Origin of the sequence: Bradyrhizobium sp. NP1 (assembly GCF_030378205.1) — a bacterium.
Taxonomy (GTDB): Bacteria; Pseudomonadota; Alphaproteobacteria; order Rhizobiales; family Xanthobacteraceae; genus Bradyrhizobium.
The window spans coordinates 4,950,308-4,971,606 of record NZ_CP127385.1; the positions used below are offsets into that span (position 1 = coordinate 4,950,308).

19 protein-coding genes are annotated in these 21,299 nt (G+C 59.2%); 6 read left to right on the forward strand and 13 right to left on the reverse strand.

Annotated features, from left to right (window positions below; genetic code table 11):
• The first annotated feature begins 350 nt into the window (after window positions 1-350).
• The gene (locus QOU61_RS23985; RefSeq protein ID WP_289653668.1) at window positions 351-1,142 is read left to right on the forward strand and encodes an SDR family NAD(P)-dependent oxidoreductase; all 792 of its coding nucleotides are present in this window, start codon (window positions 351-353) and stop codon (window positions 1,140-1,142) included.
• 407 nt (window positions 1,143-1,549) lie between these two features.
• Here the strand turns inward: QOU61_RS23985 and QOU61_RS23990 are convergent, their stop codons facing one another.
• The 3 genes from QOU61_RS23990 to QOU61_RS24000 are packed head-to-tail and all read right to left on the reverse strand — an operon-like array spanning window position 1,550 to window position 5,430.
• A complete protein-coding gene (locus QOU61_RS23990) occupies window positions 1,550-2,719 on the reverse strand; it encodes a CaiB/BaiF CoA transferase family protein (protein WP_289653669.1) in 1,170 nt (389 codons plus the stop codon).
• Complete coding sequence (locus QOU61_RS23995; protein ID WP_289653670.1) at window positions 2,716-4,248, reverse strand: class I adenylate-forming enzyme family protein; 1,533 nt, start codon at window positions 4,246-4,248, stop codon at window positions 2,716-2,718. The genes QOU61_RS23990 and QOU61_RS23995 overlap by 4 nt, the downstream gene beginning before the upstream one ends.
• A gap of 57 nt (window positions 4,249-4,305) precedes the next feature.
• The gene (locus tag QOU61_RS24000; RefSeq protein ID WP_289653672.1) at window positions 4,306-5,430 is read right to left on the reverse strand and encodes an ABC transporter substrate-binding protein; all 1,125 of its coding nucleotides are present in this window, start codon (window positions 5,428-5,430) and stop codon (window positions 4,306-4,308) included.
• Window positions 5,431-5,733: 303 nt separating this feature from the next.
• Between QOU61_RS24000 and QOU61_RS24005 the strand changes: the two genes are divergently transcribed.
• The 4 genes from QOU61_RS24005 (at window position 5,734) to QOU61_RS24020 (ending at window position 9,501) form a co-directional block, all read left to right on the forward strand.
• Entirely contained in the window at window positions 5,734-6,756 is a 1,023-nt protein-coding gene (locus QOU61_RS24005; protein ID WP_289653673.1) for a zinc-dependent alcohol dehydrogenase family protein, read from the forward strand.
• A complete protein-coding gene (locus tag QOU61_RS24010; protein ID WP_289653674.1) occupies window positions 6,753-7,544 on the forward strand; it encodes an enoyl-CoA hydratase/isomerase family protein in 792 nt (263 codons plus the stop codon). Before QOU61_RS24005 ends, QOU61_RS24010 begins: the two co-directional genes overlap by 4 nt.
• Before the next feature lie 14 nt (window positions 7,545-7,558).
• Window positions 7,559-8,746, forward strand: coding sequence for an epoxide hydrolase family protein (locus QOU61_RS24015; RefSeq protein ID WP_289653675.1), 1,188 nt, complete (start codon window positions 7,559-7,561; stop codon window positions 8,744-8,746).
• Between the two features lie 95 nt (window positions 8,747-8,841).
• A complete protein-coding gene (locus tag QOU61_RS24020; protein WP_289653676.1) occupies window positions 8,842-9,501 on the forward strand; it encodes a TetR/AcrR family transcriptional regulator in 660 nt (219 codons plus the stop codon).
• 424 nt (window positions 9,502-9,925) lie between these two features.
• Here QOU61_RS24020 and QOU61_RS24025 read toward each other — a convergent pair whose 3' ends face one another.
• Window positions 9,926-10,999, reverse strand: coding sequence for a hypothetical protein (locus QOU61_RS24025; protein WP_289653677.1), 1,074 nt, complete (start codon window positions 10,997-10,999; stop codon window positions 9,926-9,928).
• A gap of 539 nt (window positions 11,000-11,538) precedes the next feature.
• On the opposite strand from QOU61_RS24025, the gene QOU61_RS24030 reads away from it, so the two are divergent.
• Window positions 11,539-12,255 carry a GntR family transcriptional regulator gene (locus QOU61_RS24030; RefSeq protein ID WP_289653678.1) on the forward strand — a complete coding sequence of 239 codons (717 nt, stop codon included), beginning with the start codon at window positions 11,539-11,541 and terminating at the stop codon, window positions 12,253-12,255.
• Here QOU61_RS24030 and QOU61_RS24035 read toward each other — a convergent pair.
• From QOU61_RS24035 to QOU61_RS24075, 9 genes are all read right to left on the reverse strand, one after another.
• Window positions 12,252-12,617 (reverse strand): RidA family protein, encoded by a 366-nt coding sequence (locus tag QOU61_RS24035; protein ID WP_289653679.1) that lies wholly within the window; start codon window positions 12,615-12,617, stop codon window positions 12,252-12,254. The genes QOU61_RS24030 and QOU61_RS24035 overlap by 4 nt on opposite strands.
• A gap of 46 nt (window positions 12,618-12,663) precedes the next feature.
• A complete protein-coding gene (locus tag QOU61_RS24040) occupies window positions 12,664-13,530 on the reverse strand; it encodes an alpha/beta fold hydrolase (protein ID WP_289653680.1) in 867 nt (288 codons plus the stop codon).
• A gap of 18 nt (window positions 13,531-13,548) precedes the next feature.
• Window positions 13,549-14,766 carry an MFS transporter gene (locus QOU61_RS24045; protein WP_289653681.1) on the reverse strand — a complete coding sequence of 406 codons (1,218 nt, stop codon included), beginning with the start codon at window positions 14,764-14,766 and terminating at the stop codon, window positions 13,549-13,551.
• Window positions 14,759-15,808, reverse strand: a complete 1,050-nt coding sequence (gene dmpG, locus QOU61_RS24050; protein WP_289653682.1) for a 4-hydroxy-2-oxovalerate aldolase — start codon at window positions 15,806-15,808, stop codon at window positions 14,759-14,761. Before dmpG ends, QOU61_RS24045 begins: the two co-directional genes overlap by 8 nt.
• A complete protein-coding gene (locus QOU61_RS24055) occupies window positions 15,805-16,740 on the reverse strand; it encodes an acetaldehyde dehydrogenase (acetylating) (RefSeq protein WP_289653683.1) in 936 nt (311 codons plus the stop codon). Before QOU61_RS24055 ends, dmpG begins: the two co-directional genes overlap by 4 nt.
• The gene (locus tag QOU61_RS24060; protein WP_289653684.1) at window positions 16,733-17,533 is read right to left on the reverse strand and encodes a 2-keto-4-pentenoate hydratase; all 801 of its coding nucleotides are present in this window, start codon (window positions 17,531-17,533) and stop codon (window positions 16,733-16,735) included. The genes QOU61_RS24055 and QOU61_RS24060 overlap by 8 nt, the downstream gene beginning before the upstream one ends.
• A complete protein-coding gene (locus tag QOU61_RS24065; RefSeq protein WP_289653686.1) occupies window positions 17,533-18,252 on the reverse strand; it encodes a class II aldolase/adducin family protein in 720 nt (239 codons plus the stop codon). The genes QOU61_RS24060 and QOU61_RS24065 overlap by 1 nt, the downstream gene beginning before the upstream one ends.
• Window positions 18,253-18,350: 98 nt before the next feature.
• Complete coding sequence (locus QOU61_RS24070; RefSeq protein WP_289653687.1) at window positions 18,351-19,103, reverse strand: dienelactone hydrolase family protein; 753 nt, start codon at window positions 19,101-19,103, stop codon at window positions 18,351-18,353.
• A complete protein-coding gene (locus QOU61_RS24075) occupies window positions 19,100-21,286 on the reverse strand; it encodes a hydantoinase B/oxoprolinase family protein (RefSeq protein WP_289653688.1) in 2,187 nt (728 codons plus the stop codon). Before QOU61_RS24075 ends, QOU61_RS24070 begins: the two co-directional genes overlap by 4 nt.
• Window positions 21,287-21,299 lie beyond the last annotated feature (13 nt).

Genomic DNA, 21,299 nt, shown 5'->3' on the forward strand with positions numbered 1-21,299 from the left:
AAAGGGCAATTCGTCCAAATGGCAGGTCTGAGGGATTTTGTGGCAAGGCGGCATTGCCCGAGGGGCGCCCAAGAAGCGCCCCTATTAACCCGTTTGCTGCGCGTCCCCTTTTCATTGCGTAACACAAATATGTCTGATTAAAGCTGCGGAGCACCAGAGCTGCTTTCTCGTCGCATTCACGTTGGCTGTCTCTTGGGATCTCGGGTTACGATGCAATCAACTTGCCTTATGCGGTTTGGCGCTTTTGCCGCCAGTTGGGACGACGCGTTTCATGGGGGCATCGACTTACCTCAGCAGATTCTGCGCTCCCGAAGATGCGGAAGAAGCCCTGTGCTCCAAGGAGGAATATCATGGTGACTCCAAACCAAGAGGTTGGCGGCAAGGTCGTTCTTGTCACAGGCAGCAACGGTGATATCGGACGAGAACTTGTTCTCGCCTTTCGTGCAGCTGGAGTGGCGGAAGTCATCGAGGTCGGCGGCCGCAATGCGCCGGATGGCGTCAATCGTCTTGACGTGACAGACGCTGCCGGTGTCTTTTCGCTGGCATCTTCGCTTGAAGGAAAAGTCGACATATTAGTTAATAGTGCCGGCATTAACGACAATGTCGGCATACTCAGCGCGGAGTCCGCCGATCATGCTCGTCGAGAGATGGAGGTCAATTATTTTGGCCTGTTGAATGTGGTTCGTGCATTTGCGCCCCCAATGCGGGATCGCCGACAGGGCGTAATCGTAAACATGCTGAGCATCTTAAGTCACGTGAACTTGCCGATTTGCGGTTCGTATTGCGCCAGTAAGGCTGCGGCTTACTCGCTGACGCAAGCAATTCGAGGAGAGCTTGCGCCGTACAATGTACGAGTTTGCGGCGTTTTCCCTGCTGCGGTCGACACTCGCATGAGCATCAAGTCTCCGCCACCAAAGCTCGCCCCAAAAGAGCTCGCTAACCACGTAATCCTGGCCCTACGGGAGGGTATTGAGGATCTGTATCCAGGAGTGGTGGCTGAGCGCATGCACGCCGCACTGCGGTCCGCCCCAAAATCTTTGGAAAAGGCGCTATCTGCACGTCTGCCCGAAGGCACGCTTCAATCGACGGCGCGAGGTCTTCTCGCTCGCACCATTATCAAGCGGCCATCGGACTTGACATAGAGAAGCCACCTGCGAGTTGTGCCTACCGTAGATCACATCCGGCCATATTGATGGTGCAGTCCGCCCAGGATCGGGCGGCAGACGATGTTTCCGGCCCACTCGACGCCGCGAGGGACCGGGGCATCCTGGTTCAATGACAAATGAGTACGCGTGGCGTTGTAGTAATCCTTGTACGCAATGTCGGGGGAACGCTCGAGCACACCCTCGTAGGCCAAGGTCGCGATTTCGAATCGTGTCGGGTGTACCAAAAAGCTAGCTATCTGCTCGGCCTAAGCCGCCAATTGGTAACACATCTTCGTCATGCATTTCTGCATCGTCGAGGGATCGCGTCGCCCGCAAAGTAGCGATTTCAATATCGCCCTCCCGGAAGCGAGCTGCAAATCGTCGCCGCGTTTTGAGGCGCAGATTCAGCGACCGACTTCGGTCGCCTGAAAGACAACTCCGTTGCCTACGAGTTTAGCGATCGCGTCTTGGTCCCATCCCCAGTCTCGCAGGACTTCGCGGGAGTGTTCGCCAATGCGAGGGGCGCTGCTCACCCCGACATTGGAGGCAAGGCTGAGGCGCGGCGCCGGTGACGGCTGCTGAACGCCGTTCAATTCGCGATAGATACCTCTGGCCTTGATATGCGGATGTTCCGGCGCCTCGTGCATGCTCAATACCGGCGCAAAGCAGGCGTCGGTTCCCTCGAGAAGACTGGACCATTCGTCCCGCGTTTTCGTTCTGAACACAGCCTCAAACGTTCTCCGCTGTTCGGACCAGAGGGCCCGATCGGTGTGCGGACGCATGTGCTGGAGCTGCGAAAGCCCTAGTTTTTCGAGCAGCAGCTCGTAGAACTTCTCTTCCATGGCGCCGATCGCAATGAACCGATCGTCAGCGGTTCGATATGTGCTGTAGTACGGCGAACCTCCGTCAACGACATTGTCACTTTTCCGGTCACTCCACTTGCCTGCCTTGCGCCAGCCGAGGACAAGGCTCATCATCAACGTTACGCCGTCAATCATTGCGGCATCCACGACCTGCCCCTGCCCGCTGCGATGCGCATGGAAAAGCGCGCTGACGACGCCGAACGCACAGTGCAGCGCGCCCCCACCAAAATCTCCCAATAGATTGAGCGGCGGCTGCGGACACCGATCTGGCGCTCCCATAGCATCGAGCGCGCCCGACAGCGCGATATAATTTATATCGTGCCCCGCCATGCCGGCATATGGCCCGGTCTGTCCCCAGCCAGTAAGGCGGGCATAGACCAGGCGCGGATTGACGCGAAGGCATACGTCGGGTCCAAGACCAATTCGCTCCATGACGCCTGGCCGAAAGCTTTCCAGGAGTGCATCGGCCCGAGCGATCATTTCAAAGACGACCTCGCGCCCTGTCGGCGACTTCAGATCGATGGCCAGGGAGCGGCGGCCGCGCATCAGGAAGTCGAATTTGGGTTCGACTTCGACGCCGAGCCCGGCCGGCTGCAACCGGTCGATACGAACGATTTCTGCACCCATATCGGCGAGCATCATTGCGCAATGCGGCCCGGCTCCGATGCCTGCGAATTCGACGACCTTCAGACCGGACAACGGTCCCATCATTGAAGTCCCTGATCCTTCGAGGGAGAGCGTTCAGCGCGGACCGTCGACAAGTCCCGCAACTCGCGCCGCAGGATCTTTCCAGTCGGCCCTTTCGGAAGCTCCGCGACAAATTCGATCTCGCTGGGCAGCTTGTATTCCGCGAGCGTGCGGCTGCAGTGGGAAAGAAGTTCCTGTTCGATCAACCGATCCGTCCGCCTGACGACAAACGCTTTCACGCGTTCGCCGAACACGGCATCCGGCAGACCAATGACGGCGCATTCGGCGACATCGGGATGGGTATAGAGAACTTCCTCGATCTCGACCGGATAAACATTCGCGCCACCCCGAATGATGAGGTCCTTCCTTCTGCCGACGAGGAACAAATGGCCGGCATCATCCCTGATGCCGAGGTCGCCGCTGCGGATCCAGCCGTCAATCATGGTCTCCGCAGTCGCCTTTGGATTCTTGTAATAGCCCGACATGATCATCGGCCCGGTCAGCATCACCTCGCCAACAACGCCGTTGGCAACCGGCCGCAAATTATCATCGACGATCCTGAAATCGCACCCCGGTAGCGCGCGACCGCAGGAATCCGGGACGCCGCGGTCATCTCGGGCGGGATCGTAGGATGTCACCGGCGTGCACTCGGTCATTCCCCAGAGATCGAAGATTTCGAAGCCGAGCGTATCCTTGGCGCGTCGACACAGCGCATCCGGAAGACTGGCGCCGCCGGAAATGGCAAGACGCATTGAGGAGAAGTCGTATTGCTCGAGTTCGCCGAAGTTCATGAGCATGACAAACATGGTTGGCACGCCCATCGTCACAGTGACGCGCCGCATCTCGACCGCCTCGCATACGAATTTTGGATGAAAGCGCTCCTGCAGGACCACAGTTGCGCCGCCTCTGAAGGAAGCGAGGCAATTGATTGCCAAGGGATAAATGAACGCCAACGACCCCATCACCAGTGAGGTATCGGCTCGTCCGATCCGCATATGTGTCGAGGTCATGGTGGCGATGTAGTTTACCGCGCCATGACTGATGATGACGCCTTTAGGCGCGCCGGTCGTTCCCGACGTGTAGAAGATCATGCTCGCGTCGGACGCGTTTACCTGGGTTGCCTCGCGGTCAGCTTCCGCCCCGACAACCACGGCCGTCCAGTCGCAAGGACCGGACCCAGCCCGAACAAGCATTGGAAATCGATCGGCCAATGGCTCTAAATATTCGACAAACTCGTCGTCGACGATCGCCATGCTTGGCTCGCAATGCGTCGCGATCGTGCACATCTCCGCCGACTTCAGGCCGGGATTGACGGGAACAACAATCGCGCCGACCCGCAGAATGGCAAACAAGCTAACGAGCCATTCGGCCGAATTGTTCATGACGAGCAGGACGCGGTCGCCCCTGGCGATTCCGCGCGATCTGAGCCAGCCTGTCAGCTTGCGCACATCCGCGTCGATGCGGGCATGCGAGATCGGCTCTCCACGCACATACAGCAAGGGCTTGCCGGCATAGTAGGAGGCGACGTCTCCGAGCAGGTCCGAGACGTTCATGTGCGTCTTCCTATCATCGGTGCAGCGTCCTGAATTGGCGTGGTCGCGAGCGGATGGTTATCTTTGCGGCTGCGCCACCGACGGACATCCTCCTTCGCTCATGGGCCGGTAGGCATCCGCGCCCGCCAGTTTGCTAAGCACCTTATAGTCATCGAAGCGATACTTCGACTCGGCAGGGCTTTTGACCTGGACGAGGTACATTTCGTGCAGCACCCGACCATCATCGCGCAGCTTGACCTGCTTGTTGTAGAAATCGTTGACCGGAAGTTCGCGCATCTTCTTCGACACGGCCTTCGCGTCCCTTGTACCGGCCGCCTCGACTGACTTGAGATAATGCAGGACACCCGAGTAGAGCCCCACCTGCAGCATGTTCGGCGGCCGCTGCCCGCCGGTGCGATCGAGAAACCGCTTGGTCCAGGCTCGCGTCTCGTCCGTCAGGTCCCAATAGAATGACGTCGTCAGCATCAGGCCCTGCGCGCCGTTCAAACCAAGTGCCTCGACGTCGTTGATATAGATCAGAAGTCCGCCAAGCCGCTGTCCGCCGCCCTGAATGCCGAACTCTGCCGATTGCTTGATGGCGGTGATGGTGTCGCCGCCGGCAGTTGCGAGGCCAATGATCTTGGCCTTCGACGCCTGCGCCTGCAGCAGGAACGATGAGTAGTCGCTCGTGCCAAGCGGGGCTCGGACCGAGCCAAGAACCTTACCGCCACCCTTCTCCACAAAAGCCGACGTGTCCCGCTCCAGCGCATGACCGAACGCATAATCGGCGGTGATGAAGAACCAGGTGTCGCCCCCCTGTTTGAGGATCTCGGTCGCCGTGCTCTTCGCCAACGAATAGGTATCGTAGGCGAACTGCACCGTTGTGGGCGAGCAGGCCTTGCCGGTCAGGTCCGAGGTCGCTGCGCTGGCGACAATCATTACTGTGTTGCGGTCGCGCAGCAGCTCGTTGACGGCCAGGGCCACGCCGGAGCCTGTCACGTCGGCGATGGCGTCAACGTGGTCCACATCGACCCACTTGCGTGCAATCGAAGTTGCGATGTCGGTCTTGTTCTGATGATTGGCGACCAGGACTTCTATCTTCTTGCCGAGAACCTTTCCGCCGAAATCCTCGACCGCCATCCTCGCCGCCTCGACGGCCTTTGCGCCCGTGATGTCTTCGTAGACGCCGGACTGATCGTTCATGATGCCGATCCTTATGACGTCATCGGAGGCCCGCGCCTGCGCCGCAGGTGTCGTCAGGACAGCGATGGCGAGCGCAACGTGCCCAATGAGCTTCATTCCCAGCCTCCCACATTTCCGCGCAACGATACGCGCCTGGCGGTTCGGCGCCGAGCAAGGCGTGTTCCCGCTTGCCCAACATCCCGTCATTTCTGGCCCCTCCATCGAAATCTCCGGTCAACCACTTTGTCAAGAACAAAAAAGAATTGTGAATCGCTATTCTACTTTGTAGTCTCCCAGTCGACCCTGCCGAAGGAGGCGCGAGTAATGCGCGTGATGGAGCTCAAATCCGATTGGGGACTTAAGAATTTGACAGCCGGCGAACGGCGCGCGCCGCCGCTGCCGGGACGGCGCGAGGTTCTTGTCGAAATGCAGGCCGCCTCGATCAACTTCCGCGATTACGTGATGGTCGCGGGCGGCTACGGGCGGCGCGGCGGCAAGCTGCCGATGGTCCCGGTCTCCGACGGCGCCGGCCGCGTCGTCGCTGTCGGTCAGGACGTCAGCACCTTGGCTGTGAACGACATCGTATGCCCGAACTTCGCGCAGACCTGGATTGACGGCGCCCTGCAGCCGGACACCTGGAAGGGAATGTTAGGCGGCTATTGCGACGGTGTCCTGCAGGAGACCATGCTGTTCCCAGAACACTGTGTGGTTCGTGCCGCCTCCCACCTTAGCGCGGTTGAAGCCGCCACCCTGCCCTGCGCAGCGCTGACGGCGTGGAGCGCGCTCACGACGGCCGGCATCAAGCCTGGCAGCACAATCCTGACCCAAGGCACCGGCGGCGTCTCGCTTTTCGCACTGCAATTTGCCAAGCAGTTCGGCGCCAAGGTCATCATTACCTCGTCGAGTGACGAGAAGCTCAAGCGCGCGCGCGAGCTTGGAGCGGACGAAACGATCAACTATCGGACGGAGCCAGCGTGGGAAAAACGCGCGCGCGAGATTGCCGGCCCGTCCGGCATTGACCTGGTCATGGAGTTGGCAGGCACGCTCACGCATTCGATCAAGGCCGTCAGGGAGGAAGGCACGGTCGCCATGATTGGCGTACTCGACGGGCCGTCAGCGACGATACCGTTGGGGCAAGTGGTGACGCGAGCGATCCGGCTGCAGGGCGTGACGGCGGGACCAAAGCGCGCGTTCGAGCAGATGATGCGCGCTGTCGATCTGCACAAGCTCAGGCCGATCTATCAGATATCCGGCCGTTCGCTCACCGACGCGCCATCGGCAATTGCGCAGATCGCGAAAGCAAAGCACTTCGGCAAGATCTGCCTCGAATTCGGGAGCAGCTTGTGATCACGCCGGACGTGCTGTTTGAGCGACGTGGACAGGTCGCGCAGGCCACGCTCAACAGGCCGGATTCGCTTAACGCCATCACGTTACCGATGATCGTACATTTCGAGGGCATCCTGGATGAGGTTGCAAGGGACAATGCGCTTTGCGCGTTGGTTATTGCGGGCTCCTCCCGGACATTCTCTGCCGGCGCCGACCTCACGGCATTGGCCGTCGACCAGGACGGAATACCAGTCAGTGGGCCCGATTCCTTTCCCGACCGGCTGATGCGCTTCCTTTGCAAGCTTGAGAGGTGCCCAGTTCCGGTGATCGCTGCCGTTCAGGGTTGGGCCCTCGCAGGTGGACTCGAAATTGTCCTTTGTTGCGATCTGGTTATTGCCGGAACGAGCGCAAGGTTCGGCGACGCTCACGCAAAGTATGGACTGCTGCCAAGCGGCGGAAGCTCAATCCGGCTTCCGCGACGGATCGGCGCGATGCGCGCCAGGGAGCTGATGTTCACCGGCGATTGGGTTACGGCAACCGCCATGCGCGAAGCCGGCCTTGTCACGCGCGTCGTCGATGACAGCGAAGTTGAGGCAGAGACGACCCGGCTGGCTGACACGCTCGCCGCCCGCAGCCCGTTGTGCCTGCGACGGATGAAATCGCTCCTCACGCTCGGCAGCCAGCAAGGACTGCAGGAGGGACTTGCGGCCGAGCAACGCGAATGGGCCGCCCATGCCGCATCCGAGGACATGCGCGAGGGATTGTCAGCCTTCCGCGAAAAACGCCCGCCGCGCTTCACTGGATTCTGACTGGAGGAAAAGCAATGCCACCGTCGAGACGCGAAGACTTCCGTATCGATCCCTTCCAAATTCGCGTGCCGCAGGAGGAGCTCGATGATCTCGGACGGCGATTGCGCTCGGCGAGATTGCCGCCTCGTACATCGGTTGCGCCCTGGTCGCTGGGCACGGATCACGACTTCATGCAGGAATTCCTGACGGAGTGGCGGGACAAGTATGATTGGCGGGAGGTGGAAGCGCGCCTGAATCGGCTCCCGCAGTTCACGACCGAGATTGACGGCTTCACCATTCACTTCGTTTACGAGAGGGGTAGCGGTCGCAGTCCCCTGCCGTTGATACTCACCCATGGCTGGCCCGGTTCATTCGTCGAGTTCGAGAATGTCATCGCGCCGCTGGCGCATCCGGAGCGTTTTGGTGGCAACGCTGATGATTCCTTCGATGTGATCGTTCCGAGCATTCCCGGTTACGGGTGGTCGTCTCCGCCGAGCGCGCCGATCACAACGCGAGAGGTTGCCGCGCTCTGGCACCAGCTGATGACCGAGACGCTCGGATACAACAGCTATTTTGCGCAAGGCGGCGACTGGGGCAGCCTGGTGGCGTCGTGGTTGGGTGTCGACCACCCCGACGCGGTAAAGGCAATCCACATCAACATGATGGGGCTCCGCCCCTATACCGGAAGCGGAAGCGCTCCGATCGATGCGGATGAAGCACGATGGCTCGAACAGGCGCGTGCAAGACTGCGCAAGGAGGGCGGATATCAGGCCATCCAGGGTAGCAAGCCGCAGACGTTGGCATACGGGCTCAACGATTCGCCGGTGGGACTGGCCGCCTGGATCGTCGAAAAATTTCATGGCTGGAGCGACAGCAGCGGTCGACCGCCATTTACGATGGAGCAGTTGATCACCAACATCATGATCTATTGGCTCACGCAGTCCATTCACACGTCCATCTGGCTCTACACCGCCGCAAGGCTCAAGGGCGGCATGGGCCTCGGGCCGAGAGAGTTCGTCGGCGTTCCCACTGGATTTCTGTCATGCCCGAACGACCTGTTCCCGCCGCCTCCCGACGCGTGGATCAAGCGGACTTACAATCTCGCAAGACGAACTAACTGGACCACAGGTGGTCACTTTGCCGCCTACGAACGGGGGGAAGCCCTGATCCGCGACGTTCGCGACTTCTTTGCCGGCTTCCGCGGCGACCTTTCGAGGCACTGAACCGAGAAGCAGAACAGTGCTCGCGATTGACTCTTGCAAGCTGGCTGGAGACTATGCAGATCTTGACTAACGACATTGTCAATCGGAGAGCCTTCGTGCATTCGGCGAACGCACGCCTAGCAATCGAGCAAGCTTCTAAGAAAGCGCCGAAACGCAAAGCACGGAGAACACGTGAGGAGCGCTCTGAGGAAACGCGCAGGAATCTCATCCAGGCCGGCGCCCGAACCGTGGGACGCTACGGCTACGAGAAAGCCTCTGTCGCCCGAATCACCGCGAAGGCGAAGGTTGCGCTCGGTACGTTCTACCGGCACTTCAATTCGCGCCAGGAATTTTTCGATCAGTTGTTGCCTGCGATGGGTGATCACCTGATGGACTTTCTCCGTACCAGAGTAGACCCCGGCGTCGTTGGTGCGGAGCGAGAGGAGCAGCGCCTGCGTGCGTATTTCAGCTTTCTAGAGGAACATCCCTGGTATCATCGCCTCCTCAACGAGTCGGAGGTGATGGCCCCGCGCGCTCACGCGGCCTATCTCGAATTGATGGCGGCTGGCCTGGTGCGGAGCTTTCATCGCGGCCAGAAGCGCGGAGAAATGGCGGCGTTCAAGGAAGCGGAGCTACGCACGCTCGCTTACATCGTCATGGCGTCGCGCGTTTATCTGGCCACCCAGTGGGGCGGATACAAAGGCAAGAACGTCACGCCCCCCAACGACGTCCTGAACACCTACACTAAGTTCATTCAGCGCGCACTGTTTGACTAGAAGGACCTTCATCCATTGATGACTGAAGACTCACTAGTTTGCCTTCAAGCTTTGGGCAGCAGTTGTCTGGTTGCGCACGTGGACATCAAGACCGTGAACGCGCTTGCGGAGACATCGCCTAGGCCACGCCGGCGCAGGTAACGACCGCCGTTCGCTGATCGACGATTTCCGGGCGCTTGTGCAGAGTCTCATCGTCCACCCGAAGGGACCATGGCAGGGCTTCGAGGGAAAGAAAACTAGCTGCGCTGGTAGGAGGACGCAACCAACAGCGCGACGCCGGCGATTGCGAGAACAAGGAACAGCTTCGTCTTTATCCGAATCTTATTGATCATCTGAGGCTCGCCGATCGAAGATGAACGCATCATCGCAAGGGTCAAGCAGCAGCCTGCGCAGCCGCTTGACGACGCGTCCGCGCGATGCGACCTCAGAACTTCACAGTTACGCCGGAATATACAGAGCTCTCTGTGCAACTTCCGTTGCTTACGCCAGGGGCGACATTACAGATCCGGCTGTTGGTATGATCCATGCCGTACTTATTCTGCCAGTAACGATAGGCGACCCAGACGTCGACGAGGTGGGTGTATTTCGGCCCCATGAACGCGCGACTGGCGTCAAACGTCAGACGTATTGGCTCGCTATTGAACTCGGTCTTGGTCTGAATGTTGAACGGGGGTGCAAACGGAAGCGGAGAGTTTTCAGGCCCCTTGGGGCCGTACCAACCGGCTCGACCGCTAATCGAGAAATACCGGATGGTCTCGGGAAGGAAGCCGAGGTCCATATAGTAGTTCGTTTCGAGCGCCCAGGTCCCTTTGTACTCGGTGTTTCCATCCGACAAACACACTGGCGAAACTGTAAAGCCACACTGAACGAACGCGTTGTGGTTGATCTCCTTATAATATAGCGGCGCAACGTTGAAGAAGCCGTGGTACGGCAGATCGAAGGCGAATTGAAGACCGGCGACGACGTCGCGCTTGGAGGGGGCCAGTGCGATGTTCTCGACCTGGGCATCAGCACCGATCTCAAACGAGATGTTGCGGAGTGGCCCAACGCTGAATGCCTTTGTTCCGAATATTTCATTGAACCCAAAGGTACTGCGGATCAGGCCGTAGACATCCGTCGCCCCAGCGCAACTCCCGTTGTTGAACACACATCCGTTCGCCGGATTGTTGTGATCCGACTTAAGCATCGAAATGGTGAAAAAGTTCGTGCCGTAGGCCCAGATGTCGAAGTGCGTGAACGAATAGACCTGCTTGGCGGTTTTGCCGTTGATCGTTCCGTTCGGCTGAATTGTGAAACTACCCGGGTCCGTACCCTTCGGAAGATACGAATAGGTGACACGGTTATCGATCAAGAGAAAGAACGGTTGGTCGGCCACCGGCTTGGCCTTCATCGCCTTGGTCGGAACGTCAGTATCGGTAGCGCTTGCCGGATCGAGCGAGCCGAGAGTCACAAGCGACAGCGCCCCGATTATCGTCAATGCACGAAAAGTAGTCGTCATCCGAAATCCCCCCTTTGCGGATCTGCATCGAGCGCGGCTCGAGTACAGAGCTCGCCCCAATTTCCCCCGATGACGATTCGATAACATCGAAGCACAACCAAATCAACTAGTATGATAGAAGTCTATCCCTTTATACGTTCGATAATTTAGCTGTTTTGAAGCCAGCTAAGTCATTCAAATTTCATTTGTTTTCTAAAGAATCGATGCGGATTGGATCTGGCCGAAAGTGTGCGATTTCTGGTTAGCGACGCTCGAACGGCGCACGTTCGGCGGCTCAACTTAACGCCTTGCAGCAAGTTTTTTGTCGCAGACGCTCAAGACGTTAGCGGTGATACCGGTGTAATTCGTCTGTTATTCGACCAGTCGATCTGATAATTCGGGTCGATCGCAACCGAGCGCTTTTGGAGTCGACGATGCCGTCTAAGAGTCCAAGCAATCCCGTCCGGCGGGAGCTTCAGGACAGGCGAACGTCAAGGGAAACCAACGATCGGAACCTGCGAAGCGGACTTAGGGTGCCCACCGTTCCCACGCATACGTCGTTGAACGAGCTAGCGACGCCTATCTACGTTCAGCTCGTCACTCTCTTTCGAAGAAGGATCGAAACGGGCGAGTGGCAGGTCGGCGATCAGATTCCCTCGCTTGACGAACTCGCCGAGCAAGTTGGAGCCGCGCGGGCCACTGTAAGGCATGCCATCGGTTTTCTCGAGATCGAAGGACTGATCGGCCGGTATCGCGGTCGCGGAACGTTCGTCCTCGAGAAACCGAAGGCCGATATTTGGCACGACATTCCGTCAGACTGGTCTGCATCTGTGGACCAGTCCTCTTCCTCCGAAACAAAGATGGAGTGGATCGAGTGCCGCCCTGCACTGCGGCTCCCGAATCCTTCTCATCCAGGAGGGAAGCTCGCTCCGGCTTACCAATTCCTGCGCCGCCTGCACCGGCGCAACGGAATTCCCTATCTTGTCGGATCGACGTTCGTCGAAAAGGAGCTGTTCGATCGCATTGGCAAAAAAAACTTCAACGATGCTCCTTTTCGCGTACTTCAGCGCGAATTGGGTAATCAAATCGCGCGCGCGGAACAAACGATCGTCGTCGGCACCGCCGACCTGGAGCTCGCCGACTATCTCAACGTGCCGGTCAATTCTCCTATCGTGATACTCAACCGTTCCGTGTTCGATCAATCCGGCGTCCTGATCTACGAATCCGTAGGCCATCACCGAGGTGACCTCGTGCGCATTCGCATGAAGCTTCGCTAGATGCTCCTGGTCGGTTCTGATTCTGGATCCACTGCGATTACGTCGAGCGCAAAGTAGGCGTTGCCGCCTGGCGCCGCATTCGCGTTCGCGATACAGACGGCGATGCGAGCTGGCGGATCTTCAGGGAAGGCTTCGACCCACGCCCGGTGAAACGGCGTTCGGTTCTCCAGATCCGACAAGTAGAGCGTCACCTTCACGACATGTTTGAGCGATGCACCCGAGGCCGCGAGTATGGCAGCGGCGTTTCTGAGCGCCTGGACCGCCTGCAAGTAGGGATCGTCTGACATGTTGTTGTTGTCGGGATCCCGCCCCCGGATGGCAGACAGAAAGAGGAATCCCCCCGCCCGCACTCCCGGCACCATTCCCGGCATTCTCTCGGGTGTGCCGGGCCCCCGCGGCATCGTCCTCCTATCCATTAAGGAAGGTCCTGACCAATTCGGCGCAACGCTCCGGCTCGTCGGTCTGGACCTGATGGCCAGCGCCCTCGACCCACTCGAAGAGCGCGTTCGGTAGCTTGGCGGCTACTGCTTGAGCGGTCTCCTTTGTAGCGAACGTGTCTGCGGTACCCCACAGGATGAGGGTAGGAATGTTCGCCGTCAGCACCGGCAATAGAGTCTCCCAACGGGTCTGTAACGACAGGATCGGATCCGTCCGCACGTATTCGATCGCTCTTCCCATCTCCCGAAAGGCTTCCAAGGCGCCCGGACGGGTCGCAGCAGCCTGTCGCTCGTCGACGAGTTGATCCGTTATCCGCTTCTTGTCGACGATGATCGCCTCAAGCAACCGCTTCATGCCTTGCCTCGTGCCGTCGTACCCGATCAACGCCTCCATCGCGGCGTTCGGGGCCTGCTTGATTCCGAGCGAGCCGGCGATCGTAAGAGAAGATACTATGACGATCTTCTCCACTCTGTCAGGATGCAGCATAGCGTAATAGCAAGCCGACCAAGCACCCTGCGAATTGCCGATGAGACTGAATCGCTGGAGGCCAAGGGCGTCGACCACGTCTGACGTATGATAGGTACGGCTAATCAGACCGTATGGAGTCGACGCCTTTGGATCTGTGAGGCCGAAGCCTCCGATCGAGTCCGGTGCTACCACGCGGAAATGCTCTCCGAGCAAGGGCATGACCAGGCCCATGCCCGAGGCACCCGAGGAGCCCGCTCCGCCGCCGTGAAGCGCGACGAGGGTTTTCTCTGCGTCGCCGGCCTCCGAGTAGTGCGTCCGAATGCCGTTGGCGACAATCCACCGGGAGCGAATCTGAGAAGACTGCATCATCTAAAACTCCGATCGTTATCAGGCTTCGGAAGCCAAGGCACTTCGTGCCGAGAAAGACAGAAGGAAGATTGCCAACCCCGCACACAGGACGAGCGGAACCATGAGAGTGAGGATCGTGCTTGCTGTCGCGCCGGCTCCGATCATCTGCCCTGCAACGATAGGAGCGACGATCGCGCCGATCCTGCCTGCAGCAGCAGCAGCGCCAACCCCGAAACCTCGTGATTCGGCCGGATAGATTTTCGGTGCTAGTCCGTAGAGAACGAATTGGGCGCCGAGAACCACAACTCCCGCCAGGAAAGACCAGGCCAGAATCTCGGAATAGTGGGTGGCGTTTCCGAGTCCGACCATAGTCGCCATCATAGACGTGTACACCAGAGCCATCGGCCATCTGGCTCCGTACCGATCGCACATCCAGCCAACAAAACTCGACCCCACCAAGCTTCCGACGTTCACGAATAGAAGTGCCGTAAATGCCTCGGCAGCCGAGAGTCCTTTCGCGATCACCAAGGTCGGAAGCCAATTCAAGAGAAGCGACAGCTGGAAGAGAGTGAGGGCAAAACCGATCCAGAGCGAAACGGTCGAGACGGCTCGTTGCTCGCTGAACAATGCCGCTGCAACACCGACATGCACGGCGTTGGCTTCGTTCCTGCTCCGCGTTTCCTTCAAAGCGAACGCCAGCACAGGGACGATCAGGACTGGAAGAACCCCTCCCACCACGAAGAGGCCGCGCCAACCGAGTTCCGGCAGCGCAAATCTTCCCAGCAACGAGATGATGACACCGCCAAGCGCCAAGCCGCAGGAAATTATTGCGACGAAGAATGTGCGGCGCTTTTGATGGACGGCCTCCGACACGAGCGCGATCATGTTGGGCAACGCTCCGCCCAAGCCTACTCCTGTTAGGAACCGCATCACCAACAACGACATGAAGTTGTCCGTCGCCGCAGCCCCTAACGTAAATGCACCCATCACCAGTATTGCGCCGACGAGCGTCGGTTTGCGTCCTATCTGATCCGCCAGTTTTCCGCCGATGAGAGACCCAATCGCGAGACCGACGAGGCTCGAGCTGAAGAGTTCGCCGATCTGCTGAGGCGAGAATCCCAGCGTCTTAATTAGTACCGGAGCGACAACGCCGATAATCTGAAAGTCGACTCCTTCGAGCAAAGCAACCAACATACCCAAAACAATAGTCATTTTCGCATGACCATTCGCGTCGATCGTTCGTTCGTCATTAAGCATCGCTATTTCCTCCTCCTCGTTCTTTTTTTAGCAAGTCCAGAGCTACGTCCGTGATCATGTCCTCTTGTCCGCCGACCATGCGTCTTGCCCCGAGTTCGACAAGAATCTTCCGCGTATCGAGATCAAATTCATGCGCCGCCCGCTCCGCATGCCGCAAAAAACTCGAATACACGCCGGCGTAGCCCAACGTCAGCGTCTCGCGATCTACGCGGACCGGTCGATCCTGCAGAGGTCGGACGAGATCGTCGGCAGCGTCCATGAGCCGAAAGAGGTCAGTGCCGTGCGACCAGCCGTAGATGTCCGCGCAGGCGATGAAGACTTCCAGGGGAGTGTTTCCGGCGCCTGCTCCCATTCCGGCGAGACTGGCGTCCACACGAATCGCGCCCGATTCCACAGCCGCAATCGCGTTGGCTACACCGAGCGAGAGGTTATGGTGGGCATGAATTCCGCGTTGCGTTTCCGGTCTCAAAACTCGATCGTAGGCCTGGAGCCGAGCGGCCACGCCAGACATCGTCAGGGCGCCTCCACTGTCGGTCACGTAGACGCAGTGTGCCCCGTAGCTCTCCATCAGCTTGGCCTGTTCGGCTAGCGCCCCTGGCTCCGCCATATGGCTCATCATGAGAAAACCTGAGACGTCCAGTCCAAGCTTTCTGGCGGTCTCGATATGCTGCTTGGCGACGTCGGCTTCCGTGCAATGGGTGGCGATCCTGACCGATCTGACGCCGGCCTCATGCGCTTGTTTGAGGTCGTGAACAGTTCCGATGCCCGGAATAAGGAGTGTCGTCAGCTTGCTGTATTGGAGCGTTTCCGCAACGGCGCCGATCCAATCCCAATCGGTATGAGCACCGAAACCGTAGTTGAAGCTGGAGCCGCCAAGTCCGTCACCGTGAGCGACTTCAACGGCATCCACCCGCGCTTCGTCCAGCGCCCGCGCGATGAACTTGACCTGGTCGAGACTATATTGGTGCCGGATAGCATGCATTCCATCACGAAGCGTGACATCTTGGATGTACAGCTTCTTGCCCGGGCTCGGAGCCTTCATTGTACTGTCCCCATCATCGTCCGGCCCGCGAGCTGCTCGCCGATGCGAAGCGCTGCCGAAGTCATGATGTCGAGATTTCCTGCGTATGCAGGCAGATAGTGCGCAGCGCCTTGGACTTCGAGAAACACGCTGATCTTCATTCCGGAAGACGTTGGATCAGTCTCAGGAATTCGCGTTTTCGACCCCAGCGATTCGATCTGAACCTTCTGTTTGAGCCGATAGCCCGGAACATACGACTGGACCGCGGTGACCATCCTCTCGACTGATTCCACGATCCGGTCACGATCGGCGCGGTCGGTGAGACAATAGACCGTGTTTCGCATGATCAGAGGGGGCTCGGCCGGATTGAGAATGATGATAGCCTTGCCGCGGCGCGCGCCGCCGAGGATCTCTATCGCACGCGACGTCGTCTCGGTGAATTCGTCGATATTCGCGCGCGTTCCTGGGCCGGCCGACCGCGATGCGATCGACGACACGATCTCGGCATAGTGAACCTTCGCGACGCGGCTAATTGCGGCCACGATCGGAATGGTGGCCTGTCCGCCGCACGTGACCATGTTGACATTCTTGCTGTCCAGCTGAGTCTCTCCGTTCACCGGAGGTACGACGAAGGGCCCGATCGCAGCCGGCGTCAGGTCGATCACCGTCTTTCCGTGTTCTCGCAGGATCCCATCATGTCGCTTGTGGGCCGAAGCCGAGGTCGCATCAAAGACGAGTCCGATCTCCGTAAATTCTGGCATCTCAAGCAGGCCATCGATGCCTTTCGTTGTGATCGGCACTCCCATCCGGGCCGCTCTCGCTAGCCCGTCCGACTTTAGGTCGATTCCAGCGAGTGCGCTGACTTCGAGGTTGCTCGAAAGCCGCATAATCTTGATCAACAGATCCGTTCCGATGTTGCCGGAGCCGAGGATCGCTACCTTGGTCTTAGCCATCGCTTTCTCCGAAGCTGGTCTCAACGGTCCCGAGGCCCTCGATCTCGGCCTCGAAGCGATCTCCCGGTTGCACCGCCACCATTGGCCCAAGTGCGCCGGAAAGGACTACGTCTCCAGCGCAAAGCGGATGACCTCGCCGCACCATGGTTCGGGCAAGCCACCGAAGCGAAGACAAGGGACTCCCCAGACAAGCCTTGCCGGAGCCGGATGATGCGGGGTCGTTCGCTCGTGACAGCTTCATGCGCAGACCCACGACGTCGATTTCCGACAGCCGACGCGGAACATGACCAAGAACAAAGAGACCAGACGACGCGTTATCGGCGACCGTATCAACGATCCGTATGTCCCAATTGGCGATACGCGACCCGACGATCTCGATTGCGGCGACGGCGTATTCGACCGCTGCCAGGACTTCCGCCGCCGTCACTTCGTCGCCCCTAAGGTCTTTTCCCAGAACGAACGCGACCTCCGCCTCTACCTTTGGTTGCAACACGTGGTGCCATGGCACTGTCTCACCTTCAGGGACATCCATGTCGGCGAACAACACGCCGTAATCGGGTTGGCCGACCCCCAATTGGCGCTGCACGGCAACGGATGTAAGCCCGATCTTTCGGCCGACTATCCGACCCCCTCGTTCTACGCGTGCCTTGGTCCCCAACTCCTGAACCGCGTACGCCGCATCGACGTCACCTGCCGGCAGAAGATCGCGTATCGGGCTACAGGGTACGCCGCTCCTCACTGCATTGCTCAACGCCATCGCGGCTTCGTTGATCTTCTTGGTCTCCAGCGTCATCAACTTCTTATCCTTCTCAACCGCAGGGCGCTCCGAGCATTCTTGCTGCGATCCACGAAATAGGCCCACGCTCGCTCCGATGGCACCTGCGCAAGAAGCGTTTCGTCGCTAGCCGCGATCTCGCCTTCCGAGAGGTAGCGCACTTCACCCAAGTGGCGGGCTTTCCAGTCCAGCTTTGCATTGAGCTGGAGATAGATAGCCGTTAGCACTGCGCTCTTGATGCTGTGACCCGTGACGACAGCGCCGTGCCCCCGCATCAGGATTGCGGTGGCATCCCCTAAAGCGCCGGAAAGATCCCGCGCCTGCGTCATGTTCGTGACAAGTAGCGAGGTGTCGCCGAAGCTGTCACGGATGTCCCAGATAGGCACCTCCTTCCCGATCGCACCGGCGACGTGCAGCAGCGGTTTGACCGGCGTGTTAGTGACACCAAAGGGAATGAGATCGGCGGAATGATTGTGCACGACGCTGTGGATGTCGTCTCTCGCTTCATAGATAGCGCCGTGGATGAAGCGCTCCAGGTATGGCTTTCTGTCGTCCGGTCCGCAGACAGTGCCATCCAGGTTGAACTCCATGATGTCCGACATGGAGACCAGAGCGGGGCTCCGCGAGCAGGACAGGAAGAAGCGATCGGGCTTTTGCGGATGGCGCACGCTCACGTGGCCGAACGCGTCCACCACGTTCTCGCTGGCCAAGACATGGTTGGCGGTCACGAGATCCATCTTGGTCGTCCGAAGGAGAACCTTCATAACCTTTGCTCTGCGATGATTTCGGTATGCGGGCCGAGAACAGCCGCGCGGGACAAGACACGCAACATCGGTCAGCCCAGGTGCAGATGGAAGAACCGGCAGAAGCGCGAAAACGTCAGCTCTGCGGCGGCTTTGTTGTAGCGTTCGAGCGTACTATCCATGTACGCGTGTCGAGCTCCGGCATAGATGAAGAACTCGATGGGGCCTGGCGCTTCGGCTTCGAGGGTCGAGCGGAGCGCGCGCGTCTGCTCCGCGGGGATCGCTTCGTCGGCGTCACCGAAGTGGAGCTGCATTGGACAGCCGATCTTCGGTGCGAGTGACAATCGCGACCGTTCGCGACCGTCAGGCGTGTAGGCTGCCGGGATGATCGGCAGCGCATAGAGTACCACGGCGCACGCCAGGTTGCTGGTGGCGGCCGCCCACGCGAGTATCGTGCCGCCACCCAGGCAGTATCCGAGCGCCCCGATCTTGTCAGCATCGACTCGCGGATACGCTTGAAGCCATTCGAGCGCGGCCTGGCAGTCGGGAACGGCCTGCTCATCGCGCGCAGCAATGAACGCCTTGCTTCTCCGCTCCTCGGCAGTCTTAAAGTCCTGCGGAGGGCGCCCGCCAATCCGACTGTATAAGTCTACGGAGAGGACGACGAACCCCTCTGCCGCGAGGCGCCGGGTTTCATCCTGCCGATGATCTGTCACGCCGAGATTTTCCGGAGCGCACACGATGGCACCCAATCGGTCTTCACCAACCGGTTCAGCAAGGTAGCCCCGTATGCGATCACCACCGCGGGTGAACTCGATCCATCGTCCTTCAACTATCCGGCTCATGACGCAACCTCGATGTCGAACAAGGAAACCTCGCTTTTCCGCTTCACTTCGACATCGAGAAGTCGCGCACACGAAGGACACGCATGCTGGACCACCTCGAGGTCCGAATGGATCCGGACCCGCGGACCAAGTTCGGACGGCTTCGCCGCCGCATGCCGCGCGTACTTTTTCCAGTTCTCGCTGGCTGGGCCTAGGGTCGTCCCGCAATTACAAGCGAAATAGTTGTTGCCGCCGTATTGGACGATCTTCGCAACGTCCCCGACGATTGCGACGACCTTTCCTTCGTCCTTCTTCGAAGGCAGGTCCATCGCGATCTTAGCAACGGGCCACTTCAGCCGCGCGCCTCTAATTTCCGCGCGAAGCGCTTTCGTCGCATCCGTGTCCGGCTCGCTATCTTTGAGAGCTACGCCAAATATCGTGCGTGCGACATCCGCAGAGAAAGCTCCCTTCCTGACGTCCGCTGCGACATCGGCAGGCGACCGATCGATCGGATCGCCCCAGCCACCGCCCGCAGTTGGATTGCACTCATAGACGTCGTTGTGTTTGATCTCGAACTCGGGAGGTTTCGCGGTAAAGGACGTCTCCTCGCCCTTTAGCTCATCAATTCGATCGGGGAAGACCCCGCGTCGCATCAACTCCCTGATGTTGCTGTTGCGGACGAGACGCCGATGGTTGCATCCGCTCGGAAATCCACCAAAGAGGCCGCGCGACGTAGGCGATTCGTACCCGTGGCAAGCTACAAGGGATTCAACCTCTTCGACGTCGTGCAAGACGAGGGCTGCGCCGGCGGATTGCCCGCCGATCTGCCGGCCAGGTCCAGAACTGTTCTCCACGATCCTTCGGTACAGGTAAAGCACTGGCAGCTTCAGCTCGGTCGCTTCGACATTGGGCGCCTTTCCGGCCGTGATGTTGCGTTGGCCCGACACATTGATCCCGTCGCGATGGGAATACGCTCCGCCTCCCGAAAGCATCACCTCGAGGATAGGCGCGGTGGCAGGCTCTCCGTATTGGTTCTTGCCATGGATATGGAACAAGTCGGGTCCCGACGCGGGCGCAGCCTGTGCCTCAGCGACAAAATCAGGATGCGTCGCCATCATCTTCGAGATCGCTTCGGTGGCCGTGACCTCCACCAGCCACATCGCGCCGAGCGGTCCCTGGCTGCAGGGAGCCGGAAACCTGCAGGACACGATCGAACCCTCACGCGCGATCACTTCGACAGGTCTGAAGATTCCCTCGTTCCATGGAAGGTCGTACGCGATGATGGGAAGGAGACCGGCGTAGATGCCGGCGAGCAACCCCGTCCGCGTCGCATTTACGAACCCGGGCGCCTGATCATCCGATTCGGAATAGTCGAACACGATGTGATCGTCTTCCTTCCGGAGGGTCACGTGAATCTTGTAGATCTTGTTGTCGAACCCGTCGTGGTCGAGAAATGCCTGGGCTCGGAACACCCCGTTGGGGAGCATCTTCAGCCGACTTCTCATCTTCGTTTCGGACAAATCCATCATTCCATCCATGACGGTGAGCACGATGTCCGCGCCGTATTTCGCGATGGTGTCGAGAATTCCCTTGATGCCGACGCGACTGGCGGCCATCAGACCCTTGAGGTCCAGATTGATGTTAATTGGCAGCCGCGACATGCCCGTGATGAATTCGAGGACGTCTGTCCGGACGATGCCTCGGTCGACGATCTTCACAGGAGGAATGAGTATTCCCTCTTGGCGGATGTCGCGTGCCATCGAGGCAAAGCTACCCGGGACCATTCCGCCGACGTCAAGCTGATGCGCGCATGCTCCGGTCCAGCCGATGCGCTTTCCGTCAACGAAGATTGGAGCGACGATGCCGACGTCAGGGCAATGCAACGCGCCCTTGTGCGGATGGTTCACGATGAACATGTCTCCGTCGTTGATGCCCGGCGATTCCGAGCAGTCCTGAACGACATGTTTGACCATCTGTGACAGCGAGGCAGCGTGGAAGGTCACGGTCTTTCCCATCGTGACCACCTCGCCGAAGGCCCTGTAGAGGCCGGTGTTGAAGTCTGTTGCCTCGTTTACCAACATGGAGCCGGAGACCGAGGCAAGGGTCGTCGCCTGTTCGTCCGTGATCGAAAGCAGGCGATGGCGAATAACCTCGAAGGTGATCGGGTCGACTTCCTTCGTGGCATACTTGTACACGTCGTTCATGTTCGAGGTCACT